Source organism: Mycobacterium sp. NGS34 (assembly GCF_059812845.1).
On the sequence record NZ_JCALDM010000005.1, the window covers coordinates 167,137 to 186,325 of the forward strand.

Here is a 19,189-nt window from a genome sequence, read left to right on the forward strand (position 1 = left end):
CGGCCGGTAAGCCACAAGGAGACAGATGAACCAAGCGGCTGACGAGCTGGAATCGATCCGGCAGCTCAAGGCCCGCTACTGCCGGTTCCTGGACACCAAGGACGTCGAGTCCTGGCGCGCCGTGTTCGCCCCCGACCTAGTGGTGACCCTGGACATGGCGGTATCCGCGGGCGGTGCCGACCCCAAGACGGCGCCGCCGCTTCAGGGCGTCGACAACTTCGTGCCCATGGTGATGGGCGGCCTGGAGAACGTGGCCACCATGCATCACTGCCACACCCCGGAGATCAGCCTCACCTCGGCGACCACCGCAACCGGCATCTGGGCCATGGAAGACTTGCTTGTCTTCAGCGACGGTCGCGAGCTGCACGGCGCCGGTCACTACCACGAGACCTACGAGAAGCGGGACGGCACGTGGCGGATCAAGACGCTGCACCTCACCCGAACCATCCTGAAGGTGAGCGGCGGCGATGGCGGATAACGCGCGCCTGGACGCCCTCGTGATCGGCGCCGGATTCTCCGGGCTATACATGCTGCACCGGCTGCGGCAGCTCGGACTGCGGGCCCGCGTGCTGGAGCAGGCCGAAAACGTCGGCGGCACCTGGCTGTTCAACCGATATCCGGGCGCGCGCTGTGACATCGAGAGCATCGAGTACTCCTACAGCTTCTCCGACGAGATTCAGCAGGAATGGGTATGGACGGAGTCGATGCCGGCCCAGGCCGAGATCGAGGCCTACCTGAACTTCGTCGCCGACCGGCTCGACCTGCGCCGCGACATCCAGTTCGACACCGAGGTCGTCGCGATGACGTTCGACGACGACGACGGCACCTGGGTGGTGCGAACGGCGGCAGGGGAGTGCTTGATCGCCCCGTTTGTCATCGCCGCAACCGGAATCCTGTCGGTGCCACTGGAGCCCGACATCCCGGGGATGGACACCTTCACCGGAACGTCGCTGTTCACCAGCCGCTGGCCGAAGGAGGGCATCGACCTCGCCGGAAAGCGCGTCGGCGTCATCGGCACCGGTTCGACCGGCGTCCAACTCATCCCGGTCGTGGCACGGGAGGCGTTGCAGCTCTGCGTGTTCCAGCGGTCTCCGGCATACACCCTGCCCTGGGAGGTGCGGCGGTTCGAGCCCGGTGAGCTCGACGAGATGAAGGCCCGCTACGGCGAGATCCGGGCGGCCCAGCGGGCCCACCCGATCGGCGCGGCGCGGCTGAGCGCCTTCTCGGTGCTGCTGGGGATGCTCGGCAAGCCGCCACTGAAGTCGGCGACGCGCGAGGAGCGGTTGCGGGCCATCGAGGAGAACGGCGTGATGGGCGCACTGAATTGGGGCGACATCTTCTTCGACATCGACGCCAACCGGATGGCGGCCGAGCTGTACGGCGAGGCGGTCGCCCGGATCGTCAAGGACCCGCAGACCGCGGCCGCCCTGGTGCCGGGTCACCCCTTCGCCTGCAAGCGCCCGATCATCGACTTCGGCTACTACGAGACGTTCAACCGGGACAACGTCACCCTGGTCGACCTGCGCAAGGCGCCAATCCGTGAGGTGACACCGACCGGCATCCGCACCGAACGGGGTGAACACGAACTCGACGTGATCGTCTACGCCACCGGGTTCGACGCCATGACCGGCGCGCTCAGCCGCATCGACATCCGGGGCCGTGGCGGCATGTCGCTCGGCGAATTCTGGGCCGGCCAGGGACCGCTGTCCTATCTCGGTTTGGCGGTTGCCGGCTTTCCGAACCTGTTCACGGTGCAGGGCCCCGGCAGCCCGAGCGCGGCAACGAATTTCGTGCCCGCGCTCGAACAGCACGTGGAATGGATCGGCGACTGCATCACATACCTACGCGCCAACGGCATCCGCACCATCGAGGCCCTGCCCACCGCCCAGCAGGAGTGGATCGACCACACCACCGCGCTGGTGGCTCCGACGGTTTTGGTGCACCCGTCGTGCAATTCCTGGTACAACGGTGGCAACGTGCCCGGCAAGAAACGGATGTACATGGGCTATACCGGCGGAATCCCCGAATACCGGCGCCGCTGCGACGAGACCGCGGCGGCCGGATACACCGGTTTCAAGCTGACCTAGCCGTGGCGAGGTGATCGGTATGTCATGGGCGACGCGCGGACTCGGCCTCTCCAAGGAGCTGGCCCGCGAGATGGGCATGCTGCTGCCCCGCACGGTCACCGGCCTGCGTGAATCCACCGGGTGGGCGCCGGCGTCCCCGCGGGGCGTACGTCAGTTCGGTGAAGTCATGCTGGACGAGCTTGTGCTGAGCGGCTTTTCGCTGCTGGCCGGCGGCCCGGCGGAGATGCGTCCGGTGGACGCGTGCAGCGCGGCGGCCGAGGAACTGTCGGCACTGGGCATCAACGGGGCGCACGCCGCGCCGAAGCCGTTGCGGGCCACGTCGATACGGCCGCGGCGGATCGGCGGACTGCAATACGAGCGGATGATGTTCGAACACGATCCGGGGCTGCCGCCGACGCTGGAGGCCGAGGGCTTCGGCGGGCCGGCCCGCGCGGTGGTGCACCTGTGCCGGCATCGCGACGGCCCGAGGCCCTGGCTGGTCTGGGTGCACGGCGCCGGCCAGGGCGGCACGGAGGACCTGTTGCTGTCCCGGATCGGCCGGATACATCACACGCTGGGATTCAATGTCGCGATGCCGGTGCAGCCCGGCCACGGCAGCCGCCGCCGGGAATGGCCGGCCTACCCGGACGTCGATCCCCTGGGCAACGTCGCGGGCATGATGCGGTCGGTCTCGGAGGTCCGCGCCGTGGTGCGCTGGGTGCAGCCGCAGGCCACCGCCGTTGTGGTGGCAGGGATTTCGATGGGCACCCCGGTGGCCGCGCTGGTTTCCCACCTGGAGAGGCAGATCGACGCGGTCGCGCTGTACACCCCGATCCTGGGGCTCAACGCGATGATCGCGCGGCACCTGGGACGCTGGGGGCAGTCGCGTGCGGGGTTCCGCGAGGTGCTGGGTTCGCCGGAGGTCGCCAAGCTGACCTCGGTGATCGACCCGTTGCGGGCCGACCCGGCGCCGCCACCACACCGTCGACTGATCGTCGGGGCCTGGCACGACCGGATGGCGATGCGCGAGCCGGCGGTCGCGCTGCAGGAGCGTTGGGGCGGCCAGTTGTACTGGTATGACGGCGGCCACGTCGGCCACGTGTTCTCCCGCCGCGTGCTCGGGGTGACCGAACGCTTCCTGGCAGAGGTGGCCGGGTGATGGCGGGCGCCCGGACGGCCCGCGAAGTTGTTGAGCTCTACAACCTGGTGGTGTGGAACGAGCGCAATCTCGACCTGGCCGAGGAGTTGCTGGGCGACAAAGTCATTCGGCACGAGGTCAACGAGGCGCATACGCTGACCCACGCTCAGGCGGTGCAGCGAGTGGCAGACATGTTGGCGCTGTTCGACTCGCTGCGCTTCGACCTCAAGATCGTCGTCGAGGGGGGCGACGGCGAGCACGTGGCGATCGTCTACGACTCGTCGATGACCACCAAGGACGGCACCGAAACCAACGTCGGCAGCATCGAGGTGTTCCGCGTCGTCGGCGGCAGGATCACCGAGGTCTGGAATTGCGGCTACCAGCAAGGGGTTTGGAATTGACCGAGCGCGCGCTTGACGAATTGGGGTACTACCTGCTGGCCGGGGCCGGCGGCGAGGGGCCGGCGACCCTGATGGACGAGGCCCGCCGCGGTGAGGAGTTGGGCTTCGGCACCGCGTTCATCTCCGAGCGCTGGAACGTCAAGGAGGCGTCGTCGCTCGTCGGCGCGGCGTGCGCGGTGACCACCCGGATGCAGATCGCCACCGCCGCAACCAATCACAACACCCGTCATCCGCTGATAACCGGATCGTGGGCGACCACCATGCATCGGCTCTCCGGCGGGCGATTCACCCTGGGCATCGGCCGCGGCATCGCCGCGATCTACGGGGCGTTCGGCATCCCGGCCGTGACCACCGCCCAGATGGAGGACTGGGCCCAGGTCATGCGCCGGCTGTGGCACGGCGAGTTGATCTTCAACCACGACGGCCCGATGGGGAAGTATCCGATCCTGTTTCTGGACCCGGACTTCGACGAGGACATTCGCCTGGCGCTGGTGGCGTTCGGGCCGAACACCCTCGCGCTCGGCGGCCGGGTGTTCGACGACGTCATCCTGCACACCTACTTCACCCCGGAGACGTTGCAGCGCTGCGTGGCGACGGTGAAGTCGGCCGCGGAGAAGGCGGGCCGCGACCCGGACACCGTGCGGGTGTGGTCGTGCTTCGCCACGGTCGGCGACCACCTGCCCGAAGCGTTGCGGCTCAAGAAGACGGTGGCGCGCCTGGCCACCTATCTGCAGGGGTATGGCGACCTGCTAGTGCAGACCAACGAGTGGAATCCCGCTGTGCTGAAGCGTTTTCGGGAGGACCCGGTGGTGACGTCGATCGCGGGCGGGATCGATCACAAGGCCACTCCCGAGCAGATCGAACACATCGCGACGCTCATCCCCGATGAGTGGCTGGAACCGTCGGCCACGGGTTCGGCCCACCAGTGCGTGGACCGCATCCGCAAGGAGTTCGACTACGGGGCTGACGCGGTGATCATGCACGGCGCGACGCCGGACGAACTCGAGCCCGTGGTCACGGCCTATCGGGCCGGGGGCTAGGTCCGCGAGGGTGCGCAGAATGTCACGTTAGAAGGGCGTGTCGCGTACAAACACGCTCGCTCGCGAAGAGCGCTACGGCAGGATGACGGTCCGGCTGACCGGCTCGGCCGCGGCCTGACGGCTGGACAGCGCACGACGCAGCGAAGCCAGCAGGGCGTCACGGGTTTCGCGGGGATCGATGAGCTCGTCGAACCCCAGGTGCTCGGCCGAGCGATAGGACGCCTGCAACTCGGCGTCGCGCAGCTTGACGGTGATGTCCTCATCGGCGTGCGTCGCCCGGCCCAGCGCCGCAGCGCTCATGGCGCCCATGGTCGCGCCCGGGTAGGCGAACGTCGCGCTCTGGTGGTCGAAACCCAGCAGCGACATCACCATTGAGCCGAATCCGTACGCCTTGCGCAGCGTCACGTGCAGCTTGATCGTGGTGGCTGCCGTCTGCGCGGCGAACATCCGCGCACCGGCGCGCAGCACGCCGCTGCGTTCGGACCGGCTGCCGGGCAGCATGCCGGGGTTGTCGGCAAGGAACACGATGGGCAGGTGGAACGAGTCGGCCACCAGGATGAAATGCGCGGCCTTGTCCGCGGCGGCCGCGTCGATGGAGCCCGCGAGCACGTTCGGCTGATTCGCGACCACCGCGACCGGGTGGCCCCCGAGATGGGCCAGCGCGCAGATGATCGCCTTGCCGTACTGCGGCTGGACTTCGAACCAGTCGGGCCGGTCGAAGACCACGTCCAGCACGGCGCGCATGTCATAGACGCGGCGGTTGTCGCGGGAGACGATGTCGAGCAGTTCGGGCGTCGGGCGTGGCGCGGTGTCCTCGTCGGGCGGCAGCGGGGCCGGGTACGACCACGCGCTCGGCGGGAAATACGACAGGTAGCGGCGGATCTCGGCGATCACGGCCTCGTCGTCCTCGGCGACGTTGTGGATCACCCCGCTCGGCAGGGCGGTGCCGGGCCCGCCGAGGTCCTCCTTCGAGATCTCTTCTCCGGTCGACTCTTTGACGACCGGCGGCCCGGCCGTGAAGATCGCGCCCTGTCGGCTCATGATCCGGAAGTCGCAGACCGGGGCGACGAGGGCGCCGTGTCCGGCCGAGGGGCCGAGTACGGCGGCGACGGTCGGTACCCGGCCCGAGCACTGCGCCTGGGACAGCAGGTCGGTCGGGGTGCGACCGTAATGTCCACCGCCGGGACGAAAGCCGGCGCCTTCGAGCAGCATCACCAGGGGAGTCTTGTCGCGCAGCGCCAGTTCGGCGATGCGGTAGCGCTTCGCGTTGCCGCCGGGTCCGATGCTGCCGGCCATGGTGGTGAAGTCCTCGGCGCCCAACATCGCCGGCGAACCGTTGATCAAACCCGAGCCGACGACCAGCCCGTCGGCCGCGATCTCGCCGCCGACCAGCGTGCCGATTTCGCGGAACGTCCCCGGGTCGACGAGCCGCTCGATGCGCGCGCGGGCGTCGAGCTTGCCCTTGCCGCGGTGCTTGTCGAGGCGTTCGGGCCCGCCCATGCCCCACGCGCGCTGCCGGCGACGGTCGAGGTCCTCGAGCGTCTCCTGCCAATCCGGGGGTTTCGTCATGCCTATGTCCTACCTCATGGGAGATCTCTCGATCGCCGCTACACGTGCAGGGTCACATACTGGATTGCTTACTGTAAAGTTACCCGCATGCCTGACGGCCCTCGCCTCAAGATCGACGGGGGCATCCCCAATCAGCTGGCGCGGGCCGCCGGCGCCGCCCGAGCCCTGGAAGAGCAGGGGTACGACGGGGGATGGACCGCCGAAACCAGTCACGACCCTTTTCTGCCGCTGCTGTTGGCCGCCGAGCACACGTCGCGGCTCGAAGTCGGCACCAACATCGCCGTGGCGTTCGCCCGCAATCCGATGATCGTCGCGAACATCGGCTGGGACCTGCAGGCGTACTCGGGGGGCCGGTTCGTCCTCGGTCTGGGCACCCAGATCCAGCCCCACATCGAGAAGCGGTTCAGCATGCCCTGGAGCCATCCGGCGCGCCGGATGCGGGAATTCGTCTCGGCGCTCCACGCGATCTGGGCCGCGTGGCGCGACGGCACCAAGCTTGCGTTCGAGGGCGACTTCTACACGCACAAGATCATGACCCCGATGTTCACGCCCGAGCCCGCGCCCTACCCACCGCCGAAAGTGTTCCTCGCCGCGGTCGGTGAAGCGATGACGGAGATGTGCGGCGAGGTCGCGGACGGCCACCTGGGCCACCCGATGGTGTCGAAGCGGTACATCACCGAGGTCACCACCCCGGCGCTGCTGCGCGGCCTGCAGCGAGCGGGCCGCGCCCGCACGGACGTCGAGCTGTCGGCCGAGGTGCTGGTGGCCACCGGGGAGACCGACGCCGAGCTGCGGACGGCCACGGCCGCCGTGCGCAAGCAGATCGCCTTCTACGGATCGACTCCGGCCTACCGCAAGGTGCTGGAGCTGCACGGCTGGGGCGAGTTGCACGAGGAGCTGAACCGGCTGTCCAAGCAGGGGGAGTGGGACGCCATGGGGTCGCTGATCGACGACGAGATGCTGGCGACCTTCGCCGTCGTCGGCCCGGTCGCCGAGGTCGGTGCCGCCCTGAAAAACCGCTGCACGGACGTGGTCGATCGCGTCCTGCCGATCTTCATGACCGCCTCGCAAGACTGTGTCAGCGCCGCAATGAAGGAGTTCCGCCAGTGAGCACGCCGACGATGGATGACGCCGCCAAGCTGTTGACAGATCCATTGGCCTACACCGACGAACCGCGATTGCATGCGGCGCTGACCCACCTGCGGGCGAACGCCCCGGTGTCGTGGGTCGAGGTGCCGAACTACAAGCCGTTCTGGGCGATCACCAAGCACGCCGACATCATGGACATCGAGCGCGAGAACATGCTGTTCACCAACTGGCCGCGCCCGGTCCTGACCACGCTGGAGGGTGACGAGCAGGCGATCGCCGCCGGCGTGCGGACCCTGATCCACCTCGACGACCCTCAGCACCGGGTGGTGCGTGCGATCGGATCCGACTGGTTTCGGCCAAAGGCGATGCGGGCGTTGAAGGTTCGAGTCGACGAGCTGGCCAAGATCTACGTCGACAAGATGATGGCCGCCGGCCCCGAATGCGACTTCGTTCAGCACGTCGCGGTCAATTACCCGCTCTACGTCATCATGTCGCTGCTGGGGCTGCCGGAGGACGACTTTCCCCGCATGCTCAAACTGACCCAGGAGCTGTTCGGAAGCGAAGACTCCGAATTCAAGCGCGGCACCACCAACGAGGACCAGCTGCCCGCGTTGTTCGACATGTTCGAGTACTTCAACGCGGTGACCGCGGCGCGCCGCGAGCACCCGACCGAGGACCTCTCGTCGGCGATCGCGAACGCCCGCGTCGACGGCGAACCGCTGTCCGACGTCGACACGGTGTCTTACTACCTGATCGTCGCCACCGCGGGTCACGACACCACCAGCGCGACCATCTCCGGCGGCATGCAGGCGCTCATCGAGAACCCCGACCAGCGTCAGCGCCTGCGCGACAACCTCGACCTGATGCCGTTGGCCACCGAGGAGATGATCCGCTGGGTCACCCCGGTCAAGGAGTTCATGCGGACCGCCGCCAGCGACACGACCGTGCGCGGAATCCCCATCGCCGCAGGGGATTCGCTGCTGCTGTCCTACGTGTCGGCCAACCGCGACGAGGACGTCTTCGACGACCCCTTCCGCTTCGACGTCGGGCGCGATCCCAACAAGCACCTGGCCTTCGGCTACGGCGTGCACTTCTGCATGGGCGCGGCGCTGGCCCGCATGGAGGTCAACAGCTTCTTCTCCGAGCTGCTGCCCCGGCTGAAGTCCATTGAGCTGACCGGCGACCCGGAATTGACCGCCACCACCTTCGTCGGGGGCCTCAAACACCTGCCGGTGCGCTACTCGCTGACCTGATTCCCTAGCCTCGAGGCTGTGGCGCGCAGGACGATCGTCATCACCGGTGCCAGCGACGGCATCGGCGCTGCGGCGGCCCGCCGGTTGCGGCAGCGCGGCGACAATGTCGTCGTGGTCGGCCGGTCGCCCCGCAAGACCGCGGCGGTGGCCGCCGAGTTGGGCGCGGACCATTTCGTGGCCGATTTCGCCGACCTGTCGCAGGTGCGGGCGTTGGCGGACAAGATCCGCTCGGCGTATCCGCGCATCGACGTGCTGGCCAATAACGCCGGCGGCATGTTCACCACGATCCAGACGACCGGCGACGGTTACGAGATGACCTTCCAGGTCAACTACCTCGCGCCGTTCCTGCTGACCACGCGGCTGATGGACGTGCTTGTCGAGTCCCGCGCCGCCGTCGTCAACACGACCAGCTCGTCACACAAGCTGCTTCGCCGCGCGACCGTCACCGACTTGGAGAACACGGCCCGACGCAGGCCCAGCACCGCCTATGCCCTCACCAAACTGGCAATCGTCTTGTTCACCAGGGAATTACATCGCCGATATCATGACCGCGGGCTGTCGGCCGCGACGTTTCACCCGGGATTTGTCAACTCGAACTTCGGTGAGGCATCGGGTTCACGGTTCCTCGTGTTCATGAAGTACCACGTGCCGTTGATGGTCCGGCTCACCGCCACCGCCGACGAGGCGGCCGACCAGCTGGTCTGGTTGGCGTCGAGCACCCCCGGGGTCGATTGGACGTCCGGCGAGTACTACTCGAAGGGCAAAATCGGGAGAGCCGGCCGCGTTGCCTACGACGCCGACCTCGCCCGCGAGCTGTGGGATCGCACGACGGCGAAGATCTCCTAGGCACCGCGAAGTGCCATTCGCAGTCGCGGGCGGGACCAAAGTCACCAGTATGCGGCGCGCCGGTCGATGAACGTGAAAGTGGCTCTGTCCCGCAGCATGATTCGCATATGTACCACGCCAGTCGCACGAATTCTGCAACGCACCCGATGATCACGCTAGCGATCGACGAGCACCACGGAAGGACGTGTGCGAAGGTCGAGCTGGAGTGGGGTAATTCGCACATGTCCGGGGTTGGCGTCGCTTACCGTCATCCGGCCGACCGTTTGGCGCGGGAAGCCCGACACGAACTGGCGACCGCCCGGGCGCTGTCGGACCTGGCGGACCAGGTTGCCGCGCTCTCCCGCGCCACCAACTGAGCGCCGGTAGATCCCGGGAATAAATTCGGACTACAGTCCGCTTAGCTCCTGCGAAGGGCGTCGGGCAGGCCGTCGCCCCGAACAGGAAAGACGGAAAACATGACTGCAACCGCAACGACTCAGGTCACCTCCGGCACGTGGGCGATCGACCCGGTGCACTCGTCGATCAACTTCTCGGTACGTCACCTGATGGTCAGCAAGGTACGAGGCAGCTTCGACAACTTCAGCGGCGCGATCGTGATCGCCGACGACGGCACGCCGTCGGTCCGGGCTGAGATCGCGGTGGATTCCGTCAACACCGGCAACGGCCAACGCGACGCCCACCTCAAGTCGTCCGACTTCTTCGACGTCGACAAGTTCCCCGTCGCGACATTTACTTCCAGCTCGGTGGAGTCGAACGGCGACAGCTACGTGCTCCGCGGCGACCTCACCATCAAGGGCGTGACCAAACCGGTCGACTTGGACCTCGATTTCTACGGTGTGAATCCGGGCATGGGCCACGGCGAAGTCGCCGGCTTCGAGGCCTCGGTCATATTGAACCGCAAGGACTTCGGCATCGACATCGACCTGCCGCTGGAAACCGGAGGCGCGGTCGTAGGCGACAAGGTGACCGTCACACTCGAGATCGAGGCGCTCAAGCAGGCCTGACACCGCGCTGCGGAGGACGCCGGGCCGGGAATTCACGTCGAATGATCGGCCCGGCGGCTGCAGAAAAGCCTAGTGTGGGCGCATGCCGGGTATTCACCACACCGCGATCTGCACGGCGGACGTCGAACGCTCGACGAAGTTCTGGCGCGACGGCCTGGGCTTCGCGGAACTGTTCGACCACACCTTCAGCGGGGACTGGCCGGAACTGTTCGGCGCCAAGACCGATCGCCTGCGCTCGATATTCCTCGGGGACCCGCAGACGCCCGACACCGGGATCGTCGAACTGGTCGTCTTCGAGGGCGGCCCGGACGCCGACGACGCCCCCGGCGCTCCCCAAGGGCCGCGGCACGGCTTCTTCCTGCTCTCCCTGCAGCGCGAGGTCGAAGAGACGCTCACCACCTTGGCGGCATTGGGTTTCGCCGACGGCGTCCGTCGCATCAGCGTGCCGGCCCCGGGCGGCAAGACGGTCCCGATGGCGGTGATCACGGCGCCCGACGGGGTGCTCGTCGAGCTGATCGGGCCCCCGCGATGACGGCGCTGGTGACCGGCGGCGCGTCGGGGATCGGGTGTGCGGTCGCCGCGCGTTTGCGCGAGGCGGGTCACGCAGTCGTGGTGTGGGACCTGTCCGGCGGCGACATCGCCTGCGACGTCAGCGATCCCGACGCGGTGTCGGCGGCGATGGAGCAAACCGTGCGCGACCACGGGGTGCCCACCCGGATAGTCACCTGCGCCGGAGTCGGAGCGTCGGGCATGCTGCTCGAGCAGCAACCCTCGGACTGGGAACGGGTGCTGGCCGTCAACCTCACCGGCACCTGGCTGACCATCCGCGCCGGGGCGCGGGCCATGATCGACGCCGGCGTGGGCGGCTCCATCGTCGCGGTCTCGAGCATCAGCGGCACCCTCGCCGACCGCGACATGGGCGCCTACTGCGTGTCCAAGGCCGGCGTGGACATGCTGGTGAAGGTCGCCGCGGTGGAATGGGGCGTGCACGGCGTCCGGGTGAACGCCGTGGGGCCGGGCGTCACGCGGACACCGATGCTGGCGAAACCGGAGCAACTCCCGGGCTGGGTCGAAGGCCTGTCCGAGCGGACGGCGTTCGGGCGCCTCGGCGAGGCCGCCGACGTCGCCGGGGCGATCGTCGGAGTCCTGGAATTGCCTTGGGTGACCGGCCAAGTCGTGCACGCCGACGGCGGCTTGGCGCTGCACAGCCCGATCGACGCGTACGGTCAGATGCAGCGGGTGATGGGCCGCAAGGACTAACTGATCCCGTAGTCGATGATGCCGCGGACGATCTTGCCGTTGAGGAGGTCGTCGTAGGCGTCGTTGATCTCGTCGAGGTCGTAGCGCCTGGTGATCATCTCGTCGAGGTGCAGCTGCCCGGTCTCGTAGAGCCTGGCCAGCCTCGCGACGTCGGCCTTGGGGTTGCAGGAGCCGAATATGGTGCCCGCCAGGGTCTTGTTCATCAGGATGAAGTCCTGCAGGTCGATCTTGACCGACCGGGTCAACTGCGAGGTCATGCCGGTGAGCACGCAGGTCCCGCCCTTGCGGGTGAGCTGCACCGCGTCGCGCACGTCCTCCGGGGTGATCAGCGACGGCGACACCACCACGGCGTCGGCCATCACCCCGTAGGTGAGGCCGCGCACCAGGTCCAAAGCCTCGGCCACGTTTGCGGCGCTGTGCGTCGCGCCGAACTGCAACGCCGATTTCTGTTTGAACTCAACGGGATCCACGGCGACGATCTGTGCGGCGCCGTTGATCCGGGCGCCCTGGATCGCGCCGGTGCCGATGCCGCCGACGCCGATCACGACGACGGTGTCGCCCGCGCGCATGTTGGAGCGGTTCGCGACGGAACCGTAGCCGGTCGGGATGGCGCACGACAGCAGCGCGCTGGGCGCCAGCGGCAGGTGCGGCTCGATCTTCACGAGCGAATTCGTCGACACCACCGTGTGTTGCGCGAACGCACCGACCTTGGCGATGTGGCCCAGGTTTCGACCGTCGGCGGTGTGGTGGCGAAAGGTGCCGTCGGTGGGCATCCCCGGGATCATGGTGCCGATGCCGACGTCGCAGAGGTACTCGACGCCCGTCGCGCACCAGCGGCACTGCCCGCACACCGCGACGAACGACATCACCACGTGGTCGCCCGGCTCGAAATCGGTTACGCCCGGCCCGACTTCACGCACGATGCCCGACCCCTCATGGCCACCGATCATCGGGAACATGGTCGGCAGGCCGAGGGATCGCATCACCTCGTTGGGCGCCGACATGTCGCCCTTGAGGATGTGGTCGTCGGAGTGGCACAACCCGGCCGCGGCCAGCTGAACCAGCACCTCGCCGGCGCGCGGCGGGTCCAACTCGAATTCCTCGACGGACCACGGCCCGCCGACGTCGTGCAGGATCGCGGCCCGGCTTCTCATGCGGCCGGGGCGAAGGTGACCGGAAGCTTGTTGGGCGACCGGAAGGTGAGCCCGACGATACGGGACTCCTCGCCGCTTCCGTCGTCGGGCAGCAACGCCAGATCCTTGACCCGGTCGAAAAGGCTGTTCAGCATGACCCTCGTTTCCAGCCGCGCCAGGTGCATGCCGAGGCACATGTGGATGCCGGCCGCGAAGGCGATGTGGGCGTGACGCGGCCGGTGGATGTCGAAGGTGTTGGGGTCGGGCCAACGGCTTTCGTCCCGGTTGGCCGAGCCCATACACATGTCGACCTGGGCGTCGGCCGGGATTGCCTTGCCGCCTATCTCGATTTCCCGGGTGGTGGTCCGCATGACCATCGTCAGCGGAGTTTCCACCCGCAGGCCCTCCTCGATCGCGGCCGGGATCAGGGACCGGTCCCGCTGGACCATCGCCAGCTGTTCGGGGTGGGTCAGCAGCAGGTACAGCAGGTTGCCCGACGAGCGATACGTGGTTTCCAGGCCGGCCGGCAGCAGCAGGCGCAGGAACGCGATGATCGCCTCGTCGCTGAGCTTCTCGCCGTCGATCTCCGCGGCCACCAGGTCGCCGATGATGTCGTCGGTGGTCTTGCGGCGCCGCTGCTCCACCTGATCGAGGAAGTAGCCGTGCAGCTCCGCCGCCGCGTTGAGCCCCGCCACGATGTCGGTCGGAATCGAGATCAGGTCGAGCGACAAACGCCGGAACATGTCGAGATCCTCAGGGGGCAGCCCGAGCAGCACGGAGATGATCCGGGTGGGAAATTCGAACGTGAGCGCCTTGACGAGGTCGGCGTGGCCTTCATTCTTGATCTCGTCGATCAGCCGGTCGCACACCGGCCCGATGACCGACGGCTCCCACCGTTCCAGCGCGGTGGCCCGAAAGGCCTTGGCCACCAGGCTGCGATGGTCGTGGTGTTCCTTGCCGCCCATCGCAAGGATGGTGTGGCCCATCACCAATCCAATGGTCTTGTCGTAGCTCGCCGAGGTGAAGACGCGGTCGTCGCGAAACGCCTGAAACAGGCCGTCGTAGCCGAACAGGACCCATTCGTCGTTCGGCCGCAGCTCCTCCGGCATCTGCGAGTGGTCCGCCAGGGAACCGTGCCAGACCGGATCCGTGCGCCTCATGTATTCGAAGAACGGGTAGGGGCTGGTTTCCCCGGTGAGGTCGAGGGTGACGGGCTGGCCGTCCGGGTCCGTGCCGAGCGTCATTCGCGCTCCTCCTGAGCCACCGGTAAGGGCGGATACGTGTGCCGAGGGAATATCGCTATCATAATATAAATAGCAACGAAGCCCAACGGCTTGTGGTCTTTACCGTAATGCGCACAGTATTGACCCGAGGAGGCGGTGATTCCCAAGTGCCCAACCGGCGATTCGTGTGCACGCTCGACGAGCTGCCGCCCGGCGGTATGAAACTGGTCGACGTCGGAAAGTTCGGCGTGGGCGTCTACAACGTGCGCGGTGAGCTCTACGCGATCGTCAACTACTGCTCACACGAGGGCGCCCCGTTGTGCCTCGGCCTGATCGGCGGCACCAACGAACCGGCCCCCGAATCGCCGGACGGGATGCGCCGGGTTCGTGACGGCCAGATCGTTCGATGCCCTTGGCACAATTGGGAATTCGACATCACCACCGGTCAAAACGTCGCCGATCCGCGGCGTCGCGTCCGCACCTACCCGGTCGACGTCGCCGACGGGGAGGTGTATCTGACCGCATGATCATCGACGCATGCGTGCAACCGCACTTCCGCTCCAACGCCGAGATACGCCGCTATCTCCCGGCCGCGCACCAGCTGCGGTCGATCCCCGACGTCGAGCAGCAGTGGTATCAGGCTCCCGGCGGCGACTACCGGGAGGACCTCTACGGCGAGCACTACCCGGGTTCGGATCCGCAGACCGTGAGCCGGCACCTGTTCGATGACATGGGTGTCAATTACGCGATCCTCAACCCGCTGACGCGGGGCAACATCGCCGATTACCTGCTCAACAGCCGGATCTGCGCCGCGGTCAACGACTGGCTGCTCGACCGTTGGCTCGAGCCCGACCGCAGCGACCGATTCCGGGGCACCATCCGGGTCAACCCCGAGGACGTCCGGGGTGCGGTCGCCGAGATCGAGCGCCTCGCCCGTCACCCGAAGCTGGTGCAGGTCGGCGTCCCGATGCAGTCGCGCGAGCCGTACGGCAAACCGATGTTCGAGCCCATCTGGGAGGCCGCCGCCGCGCACGGGCTCCCGGTCGCGGTGCACATCAACGGCGGCAACGGGGTCGACCACCCGCCCACCTTCGCCGGGCACGCGCACACCTACCCGGGATACGCGGCGTTCATGCCGCTGAACTACTTCGTGCACCTGGCCACGCTCATCATCGAGGGCGTGTTCGGCCGGCACCCCGGTCTGAAATTCGTGTTCGCCGACGGCGGCTATGACATCCTCACCCCGCTGATGTGGCGGCTGGACACGTTCTGGCTGTCGATGCGCGATCAGACGCCCTGGGTGGACCGCTATCCCAGCGAGTACCTGCCCGGCCACGTCCGGTTCTGCTCGTCGGCCTTCGACGGGCCGACGGAGGCCGATGCGGTGCGGCGCTGGATGGACTTCACCGGCAAGTCCGACCTGCTGATGTACGGATCGAGCTACCCGCACTGGTCCACCTCGGCGCCGGACGCGATCGCCGAGGGGCTGGATGCCGGCCAGCGTGACAAGGTGTTGTGGCGCAACGCCAGTGAGCTCTACGGGCTGAAGGAGCGTGTCTGATGACGACGATCGAGCGACTTGACTCGCCAACCGGTCAAGAGGACGAGATAGCGGTCACCATCGTCGACACCGATGTGCACCCATTGCCGGTCTCGGCCGATGTGCTCAAGTCCTACGCGCCCGCCGAATGGGTGGACAAGATCTGGCCGACGGGCAACGCCGTCAGCCCCGTCCCGCATTTCTATGACACCCCCGATTCGTACAAGACGTCGTCGTTGCGCATGGACGCGTGGCCGCCCAATGGCGGAGTCGCCGGCAGCGACCCGGATTTCGCCGCCAAGCAGTTGCTGCTCGATGCCGGGGTCAGCATCGCGACGCTGGAGCCGATGTGCGACGCGCAACTGCCGCAGGCCGAACACGTGCTCAAGTCGACCTACAACGACTGGCTCGCCGACGTCTGGCTGGACAAGTACAACTGGCACGGCCGCTGGCGCGGGTCGATCAGCGTCAGCGCGCAGACCCCGGAGCGGGCCGCCCGCGAAGTGGAACGGTGGGCGGGACACCCGTACATGGCCCAGGTGCTGATGACGCCGCAGACTCGTGGAATCCCTTTCGGCAACCCGCATTTCGATCCGCTCTACGAGGCGGCCGCGCGCAACGGGTTCCCCATCGCCACCCATTTGATGGGTCAGACGCCTTTCGAATTGATCCCGCTGTATCCGGTCGGCAACCCCGCGCACTGGCACGACTTCTTCGCCTCCTGGCCGCTGCTGTACGTCTCGCACCTGATGAGCCTGGTGTTCGACGGCGCGTTCGATCGGCACCCGGACTTGCGGGTGGTCTTCGTCGAAGGTGGCTTCACCTGGGCGATGCCGGTGATGTCGCGGATGGACCGGATCTGGGAGGCGCGCCGCGGTGACCTGCCCCACGTGCGTCGGCGCCCGTCGGAATATGTGCGCGAACACGTCCGGTTCACCACCCAGCCGCTGGAAGACGTCGACACCGTGCAGTTCCGCGAGTACCTGGAGATGATGGACCTCGGCGACAACCTGATGTTCTCGACGGACTATCCGCACTGGAGCTACGACGCGCCGACCTATGCGATCAACCGATTCCCCGCCGACCAACGCGAGCGAATCATGCGCGGCAACGCGACGGCTCTCTACGGGCTACCGGCGACCGTGAAGGCGCTTCCCGGAGAACGGTGACGCGGTGGCCGATCTGACGCAGACCAACACGATGCGGCCGCAAGGTCTTAACCGGCTCGACCCGGTGCTGCGGGACGCGGCGATCGAGCTGGGCGTCGTCGAGTTCCGTGCCGAGACGCTGGCGGCCGAGCGGAAAGAGGCCAATGCGCGGGCGGCCGAGCGGGCCGCGGCCGCCGAAACCGACGGTGTCACCGTGGAATCGCGATCCATCGCCGGCCCGGACGGCCAACAGCTGGGTATTCGTCTGTATCGCGGGGGCACGGGATCTCGGGCGCCCCTGGTGGTCTACGCCCACGGCGGTGGCTTCGTGACGGGAAACCTCGACACCGATCACGCCCATTGCGTGGAGCTGGCCCGTGCCGCCGACTGCCTTCTGGTTTCAGTCGACTACCGGCTCGCACCCGAAAACCCATGTCCGGCCGCGCTGGACGACGTGGATGCGGCCATGCGCTACGCCGTCGACAACAGCGCCGGCCTGGACGTCGACCCCGGCCGCATCGCGGTGATGGGCCGGGACGCGGGTGCGGCGCTGGTCGCGAGCCTGACCCAGCGCATGTTCGACGAGGAAGGGCCGCCGGTGCTGGTGCAGATCCTGCATCAGCCAATGCTCGATTCCGATGCCACCCCGTCGCGGCGGGAGTTCCAGCGCACGCCGGGTCTCAACGGTCCGGCCGTGAGCCGGGCCTGGGGCCATTACCTCGGCCACACGACCGCGAGCGGTCAACACGTTCCCGCGCACCGGGCCAACCTCGAGGGGCTGCCGCCCACGTTCGTCAGTTGCTCCGAGATCGACCCGTGCCGCGACGAAGCCATCGACTATGCCAACCGGCTATTGCATGCCTACGTCCACACCGAATTGCACGTTATCGCAGCGACATTCAACGGCTTCGATTCGCTGGTCCCCGATTGGATTGTGTCCGAGGAGAACCGGGCGCTGCACGCTCAGTCGCTGCGCCGCGTGTTCGCCATGTAGTGGCCGGGCCTAGACCGGAGTGAACTTGGTGATCAGCCATTTGCCGTTGATCCGGGACATCCGCACCAGGATGCTGCTGACTGCCACGGACGGTTGGGCGCTGTCCTTGGTCGTGGTGACCTGATCGACGAAAACCAGGACGGCGGCCGAATCGGGCTGCAGTTCGGATACCGCGGCGCCGGTCACCTTGGCCTTGGTTTTCATCGACTTCTGCCTGGCCAGCGGGGCGACGGTCTGCTGGCTGAATTGGTCGAAATACGAAAGGAATTCCCCGCCGAGGTGTGACTTGGCGGCGGCGAAGTCCTGGTCGAGCGAGTCGGACGAATAGGACAGCACCGCGGTCGTGGCATCCGAGGCGGCGCTGGCCACCGAGCGGGCGACGGTCGCATCGGTCTGCTGGTCGGGCCGGTACCAGTCGAAGTACAGCCACGTCGCCACGCCGCCCGAGATCAGCAGGAGCACCACCAGTACCGCCGCAATGACCTTGCGCGTCCTGGGCGAGAGCGTTCGGCGCCGGCGCTCGACGGGCGCGGCGTCGACCTCGTCGTCGGCTTCGGCCTCGGCGGCCTCGTCGTCGACCCCGTCGGCGGTGGGCTCCTCGGTCACGGAGTCTTCTTCGGCCGGGTCGGAGCTGGGTTCCGTTCCGGCCGAATCGATGTCGCGCACGTCTTCGGTCACGGCACGTACTCAACTTTCGACATCTTGTACTTCCCGCCGACGTCGGCAACCGTTACCCTGAGGCGCCACATTCGCGGTGGTTCGTCCTTTCCGGCCGGGGAATTGGTGACTTGCGATGTCGCCGAGACCAATACCACCGCCGAGTTGCCGTTGAGGGCCTCGAGGGCGGCGGCGTGCACCGTTCCTTCCGTGACCGCCTTCGATGCGATGACCACCGAAATGAAGTCGTTGGCCCGCTGCTGGAAATCGGCCTGGAATTCGCCGGTCGACCCGTCGATCACGCGCTGAACATCGGCTTTGGCCTTGTTGAAGTCCAGCGAGATCATATTGAGGACACCCTGCTTGGCCCCGGCGACGAACGCCGCTTCCCGCTGTTGCTGCCGGGTGGTGTCGCGATGTTGAACGACCATGTACGCGCTGGAGCCGGCGAAAGCGATGATGCCGATGACGGCGGCAATGGCGGCGAGCATCGGCATCCGTCGTCGCCATCGGGCTTGCTCGGCTACGGACTCCTCGTCCTCTTCCCAAGCCTCGCCGTATTCTTCGTCGTCCTCGTAGTCGTCTTCGCCGTCCGCGTCGTCCTCGTCTTCGGCGTAATCCTCGTCCGCGTCGTCGTAGTCGTCGGGGTCCGGCAGGCCGAGGGCCTCGCGTCGCAGCCGGGCGGCGCGGGCGCGGGCCCGGGCCGCTGCGGCAAGGGCTTCGGCCGCGGCGGCCTCCGCTTCGGCCTCGTCGAGCAACGCCTGGGCGTCGGCCTCCGATGCGATCGAATGATCGGGCGTTTCGTGCGCCTCAGCCACCGCGATTACC

Annotated in this window: 21 protein-coding genes; 16 read left to right on the top strand and 5 right to left on the bottom strand. The window is 67.3% G+C overall.

The features are described 5' to 3' along the window. Positions 1-25 precede the first annotated feature (25 nt). The 5 genes from AC5Y7V_RS14845 to AC5Y7V_RS14865 are packed head-to-tail and all read left to right on the top strand — an operon-like array spanning position 26 to position 4,645. Complete coding sequence (locus AC5Y7V_RS14845; protein ID WP_499880797.1) at positions 26-478, top strand: nuclear transport factor 2 family protein; 453 nt, start codon at positions 26-28, stop codon at positions 476-478. Then, positions 468-2,087, top strand: coding sequence for a flavin-containing monooxygenase (locus tag AC5Y7V_RS14850; RefSeq protein ID WP_499880798.1), 1,620 nt, complete (start codon positions 468-470; stop codon positions 2,085-2,087). Before AC5Y7V_RS14845 ends, AC5Y7V_RS14850 begins: the two co-directional genes overlap by 11 nt. Positions 2,088-2,106: 19 nt before the next feature. Next, positions 2,107-3,225 carry an alpha/beta hydrolase family protein gene (locus AC5Y7V_RS14855; protein WP_499880799.1) on the top strand — a complete coding sequence of 373 codons (1,119 nt, stop codon included), beginning with the start codon at positions 2,107-2,109 and terminating at the stop codon, positions 3,223-3,225. Continuing rightward, positions 3,225-3,605, top strand: coding sequence for a nuclear transport factor 2 family protein (locus AC5Y7V_RS14860; RefSeq protein WP_499880800.1), 381 nt, complete (start codon positions 3,225-3,227; stop codon positions 3,603-3,605). The genes AC5Y7V_RS14855 and AC5Y7V_RS14860 overlap by 1 nt, the downstream gene beginning before the upstream one ends. Further along, on the top strand, positions 3,602-4,645 hold the full coding sequence (locus AC5Y7V_RS14865; RefSeq protein WP_499880801.1) for a TIGR03857 family LLM class F420-dependent oxidoreductase: 1,044 nt from the start codon (positions 3,602-3,604) through the stop codon (positions 4,643-4,645). Before AC5Y7V_RS14860 ends, AC5Y7V_RS14865 begins: the two co-directional genes overlap by 4 nt. A gap of 72 nt (positions 4,646-4,717) precedes the next feature. On the opposite strand, the gene AC5Y7V_RS14870 is transcribed toward AC5Y7V_RS14865, so the two are convergent. Beyond that, positions 4,718-6,214 carry an acyl-CoA carboxylase subunit beta gene (locus AC5Y7V_RS14870; protein WP_499880802.1) on the bottom strand — a complete coding sequence of 499 codons (1,497 nt, stop codon included), beginning with the start codon at positions 6,212-6,214 and terminating at the stop codon, positions 4,718-4,720. Between the two features lie 87 nt (positions 6,215-6,301). On the opposite strand from AC5Y7V_RS14870, the gene AC5Y7V_RS14875 reads away from it, so the two are divergent. The 7 genes from AC5Y7V_RS14875 (at position 6,302) to AC5Y7V_RS14905 (ending at position 11,666) form a co-directional block, all read left to right on the top strand. Further along, positions 6,302-7,324 carry an LLM class F420-dependent oxidoreductase gene (locus tag AC5Y7V_RS14875; RefSeq protein WP_499880803.1) on the top strand — a complete coding sequence of 341 codons (1,023 nt, stop codon included), beginning with the start codon at positions 6,302-6,304 and terminating at the stop codon, positions 7,322-7,324. An 11-nt stretch (positions 7,325-7,335) separates the two neighbouring features. Beyond that, positions 7,336-8,556, top strand: coding sequence for a cytochrome P450 (locus tag AC5Y7V_RS14880; protein WP_499881028.1), 1,221 nt, complete (start codon positions 7,336-7,338; stop codon positions 8,554-8,556). 18 nt (positions 8,557-8,574) lie between these two features. Then, positions 8,575-9,402: an SDR family NAD(P)-dependent oxidoreductase gene (locus AC5Y7V_RS14885; protein ID WP_499880804.1), complete on the top strand. Its 828-nt coding sequence runs from the start codon at positions 8,575-8,577 to the stop codon at positions 9,400-9,402. A 146-nt stretch (positions 9,403-9,548) separates the two neighbouring features. Next, on the top strand, positions 9,549-9,758 hold the full coding sequence (locus tag AC5Y7V_RS14890) for a dsRBD fold-containing protein (RefSeq protein WP_499880805.1): 210 nt from the start codon (positions 9,549-9,551) through the stop codon (positions 9,756-9,758). A gap of 99 nt (positions 9,759-9,857) precedes the next feature. Next, positions 9,858-10,406 carry a YceI family protein gene (locus tag AC5Y7V_RS14895; RefSeq protein ID WP_499880806.1) on the top strand — a complete coding sequence of 183 codons (549 nt, stop codon included), beginning with the start codon at positions 9,858-9,860 and terminating at the stop codon, positions 10,404-10,406. 82 nt (positions 10,407-10,488) lie between these two features. Next, on the top strand, positions 10,489-10,938 hold the full coding sequence (locus AC5Y7V_RS14900; RefSeq protein WP_499880807.1) for a VOC family protein: 450 nt from the start codon (positions 10,489-10,491) through the stop codon (positions 10,936-10,938). Continuing rightward, complete coding sequence (locus AC5Y7V_RS14905) at positions 10,935-11,666, top strand: SDR family NAD(P)-dependent oxidoreductase (protein WP_499880808.1); 732 nt, start codon at positions 10,935-10,937, stop codon at positions 11,664-11,666. Before AC5Y7V_RS14900 ends, AC5Y7V_RS14905 begins: the two co-directional genes overlap by 4 nt. On the opposite strand, the gene AC5Y7V_RS14910 is transcribed toward AC5Y7V_RS14905, so the two are convergent. Further along, positions 11,663-12,820, bottom strand: coding sequence for a Zn-dependent alcohol dehydrogenase (locus AC5Y7V_RS14910; RefSeq protein WP_499880809.1), 1,158 nt, complete (start codon positions 12,818-12,820; stop codon positions 11,663-11,665). The two genes, AC5Y7V_RS14905 and AC5Y7V_RS14910, sit on opposite strands and share 4 nt — an antisense overlap. Beyond that, a complete protein-coding gene (locus AC5Y7V_RS14915; protein WP_499880810.1) occupies positions 12,817-14,043 on the bottom strand; it encodes a cytochrome P450 in 1,227 nt (408 codons plus the stop codon). Before AC5Y7V_RS14915 ends, AC5Y7V_RS14910 begins: the two co-directional genes overlap by 4 nt. A 146-nt stretch (positions 14,044-14,189) precedes the next feature. On the opposite strand from AC5Y7V_RS14915, the gene AC5Y7V_RS14920 reads away from it, so the two are divergent. Genes AC5Y7V_RS14920 through AC5Y7V_RS14935 form a run of 4 tightly spaced genes read left to right on the top strand, consistent with a single transcriptional unit; the run spans position 14,190 to position 17,704 of the window. Next, positions 14,190-14,549 carry a Rieske (2Fe-2S) protein gene (locus AC5Y7V_RS14920; RefSeq protein ID WP_499880811.1) on the top strand — a complete coding sequence of 120 codons (360 nt, stop codon included), beginning with the start codon at positions 14,190-14,192 and terminating at the stop codon, positions 14,547-14,549. Further along, a complete protein-coding gene (locus AC5Y7V_RS14925) occupies positions 14,546-15,583 on the top strand; it encodes an amidohydrolase family protein (protein WP_499880812.1) in 1,038 nt (345 codons plus the stop codon). The genes AC5Y7V_RS14920 and AC5Y7V_RS14925 overlap by 4 nt, the downstream gene beginning before the upstream one ends. Further along, positions 15,583-16,731 carry an amidohydrolase family protein gene (locus AC5Y7V_RS14930; protein WP_499880813.1) on the top strand — a complete coding sequence of 383 codons (1,149 nt, stop codon included), beginning with the start codon at positions 15,583-15,585 and terminating at the stop codon, positions 16,729-16,731. Before AC5Y7V_RS14925 ends, AC5Y7V_RS14930 begins: the two co-directional genes overlap by 1 nt. 13 nt (positions 16,732-16,744) lie before the next feature. Beyond that, entirely contained in the window at positions 16,745-17,704 is a 960-nt protein-coding gene (locus AC5Y7V_RS14935; RefSeq protein ID WP_499881029.1) for an alpha/beta hydrolase, read from the top strand. A 9-nt stretch (positions 17,705-17,713) separates the two neighbouring features. On the opposite strand, the gene AC5Y7V_RS14940 is transcribed toward AC5Y7V_RS14935, so the two are convergent. Together AC5Y7V_RS14940 and AC5Y7V_RS14945 are read right to left on the bottom strand one after the other, a co-directional pair. Further along, positions 17,714-18,382, bottom strand: a complete 669-nt coding sequence (locus tag AC5Y7V_RS14940; protein WP_499880814.1) for a hypothetical protein — start codon at positions 18,380-18,382, stop codon at positions 17,714-17,716. After that, entirely contained in the window at positions 18,379-19,179 is an 801-nt protein-coding gene (locus AC5Y7V_RS14945) for an Rv1363c family protein (RefSeq protein WP_499880815.1), read from the bottom strand. The genes AC5Y7V_RS14940 and AC5Y7V_RS14945 overlap by 4 nt, the downstream gene beginning before the upstream one ends. Positions 19,180-19,189 lie beyond the last annotated feature (10 nt).

What these genes read in the sequence shown, in the direction of transcription:
- AC5Y7V_RS14845 (WP_499880797.1), top strand. Translation starts at nt 26, where the DNA reads ATGAACCAAGCGGCTGACGAGCTGGAATCGATCCGGCAGCTCAAGGCC.
- AC5Y7V_RS14850 (WP_499880798.1), top strand. Translation starts at nt 468, where the DNA reads ATGGCGGATAACGCGCGCCTGGACGCCCTCGTGATCGGCGCCGGATTC.
- AC5Y7V_RS14855 (WP_499880799.1), top strand. Translation starts at nt 2,107, where the DNA reads ATGTCATGGGCGACGCGCGGACTCGGCCTCTCCAAGGAGCTGGCCCGC.
- AC5Y7V_RS14860 (WP_499880800.1), top strand. Translation starts at nt 3,225, where the DNA reads ATGGCGGGCGCCCGGACGGCCCGCGAAGTTGTTGAGCTCTACAACCTG.
- AC5Y7V_RS14870 (WP_499880802.1), bottom strand. Translation starts at nt 6,214, where the DNA reads ATGACGAAACCCCCGGATTGGCAGGAGACGCTCGAGGACCTCGACCGT.
- AC5Y7V_RS14875 (WP_499880803.1), top strand. Translation starts at nt 6,302, where the DNA reads ATGCCTGACGGCCCTCGCCTCAAGATCGACGGGGGCATCCCCAATCAG.
- AC5Y7V_RS14880 (WP_499881028.1), top strand. Translation starts at nt 7,336, where the DNA reads ATGGATGACGCCGCCAAGCTGTTGACAGATCCATTGGCCTACACCGAC.
- AC5Y7V_RS14890 (WP_499880805.1), top strand. Translation starts at nt 9,549, where the DNA reads ATGATCACGCTAGCGATCGACGAGCACCACGGAAGGACGTGTGCGAAG.
- AC5Y7V_RS14895 (WP_499880806.1), top strand. Translation starts at nt 9,858, where the DNA reads ATGACTGCAACCGCAACGACTCAGGTCACCTCCGGCACGTGGGCGATC.
- AC5Y7V_RS14900 (WP_499880807.1), top strand. Translation starts at nt 10,489, where the DNA reads ATGCCGGGTATTCACCACACCGCGATCTGCACGGCGGACGTCGAACGC.
- AC5Y7V_RS14905 (WP_499880808.1), top strand. Translation starts at nt 10,935, where the DNA reads ATGACGGCGCTGGTGACCGGCGGCGCGTCGGGGATCGGGTGTGCGGTC.
- AC5Y7V_RS14910 (WP_499880809.1), bottom strand. Translation starts at nt 12,820, where the DNA reads ATGAGAAGCCGGGCCGCGATCCTGCACGACGTCGGCGGGCCGTGGTCC.
- AC5Y7V_RS14915 (WP_499880810.1), bottom strand. Translation starts at nt 14,043, where the DNA reads ATGACGCTCGGCACGGACCCGGACGGCCAGCCCGTCACCCTCGACCTC.
- AC5Y7V_RS14925 (WP_499880812.1), top strand. Translation starts at nt 14,546, where the DNA reads ATGATCATCGACGCATGCGTGCAACCGCACTTCCGCTCCAACGCCGAG.
- AC5Y7V_RS14930 (WP_499880813.1), top strand. Translation starts at nt 15,583, where the DNA reads ATGACGACGATCGAGCGACTTGACTCGCCAACCGGTCAAGAGGACGAG.